This is a genomic window from Aeromonas cavernicola (assembly GCF_002795305.1).
In the GTDB taxonomy this organism is placed as follows: domain Bacteria; phylum Pseudomonadota; class Gammaproteobacteria; order Enterobacterales; family Aeromonadaceae; genus Aeromonas; species Aeromonas cavernicola.
Genome location: NZ_PGGC01000246.1, coordinates 1 through 1,042 on the forward strand (window position 1 = coordinate 1; position 1,042 = coordinate 1,042).

At 60.7% G+C, this 1,042-nt stretch carries 1 protein-coding gene; it reads right to left on the reverse strand.

Annotated elements, in window-relative coordinates; all coding sequences use genetic code 11:
• On the reverse strand, positions 1 to 1,042 hold a 1,042-nt coding region (locus CUC53_RS18255), incomplete at both ends, for a HipA domain-containing protein (protein ID WP_100295403.1).

Genomic DNA, 1,042 nt, shown 5'->3' on the forward strand with positions numbered 1-1,042 from the left:
GTTGCAACAGGTGTTTGGGCAGATCACACGCCTCGGCCATCTCCAGCAACTGCCATGCGTTGATTGCATCGGGGGAAAACTCGTCGCCGATGGCCATGGCCAGATGCTGGTTGAACTCGGGGTAAAGCCCCACATTGACCAGATCGTACCAGGGGGTCGGCGTCAGCCCTGCTCTTGATACGAAGAAGCTGTAGTTCTTGCCGTGGGCATCATGGTTGTTGACACAGAGGTTGAAGAGCAGCCATTGCAGCATGTTCAATCTGGTTTGAGCAGGATTGACGCAGAGGGCGCTGAGACTGAACAGCCGTGGCAGGCTCACCCCTTCCCGAATATGGGCCACATCTCGCCCGTCACCGAAGTTGCGTTCATATTTTCGGGCGACGGGAAACCCCAGCCCCTGACAGGCATCGATCATGTGGCGACGACGCACCCTCAAGCCATGCGCGTCAAGACGCCGATCGAACCGCTCTACCAGCAAACCTCGGTGGGGCTTATCGCCTTGGCCGACCCTGTGCAGTTCGACTTGTGCGACCGGCATGCCCAGCAACACGGCCAGCCGCATGGTCACGAACTCATTGATCACCAGATGAGGATGTTGCTCGAACTTGAGGAGGTGGGTGGAACAGAGCTCGCCCTCGCCAAACCCCAGCGCCCCCTCGAGTCGCAGCAGGTTGAGCTTGGCCTGCACCCCCGCAACCGAGAGGCGGGGGCGACCATCCCAAACTTCCAGCGGCCAGATCTCGGGCTGATCGAGGCGCAGCATCAGCTCCTGTGGCGTGATGGGGCGAAACCGGGTGGGGACGTCGGGCTCTGCGGGCAGGGTAAAGGTGACTGCCCCGGAGACATCGCGGCCGATGCTGTGGATCAGGGCAAAGAGATTGCTGCGCGAAACAGATAGCGCTTCAATCAGGTGATCCAGCCCGCGATTTTCTGGCAGTAAGTTGCCGAGATACGCCCGGATCTGGGCGCTGCTGGCCGAGCCATCCAGCGCCAGTGGTGGTGAGAGCGGGAAACCGCGAGCTTGCCACTCAGGTGTATAGCC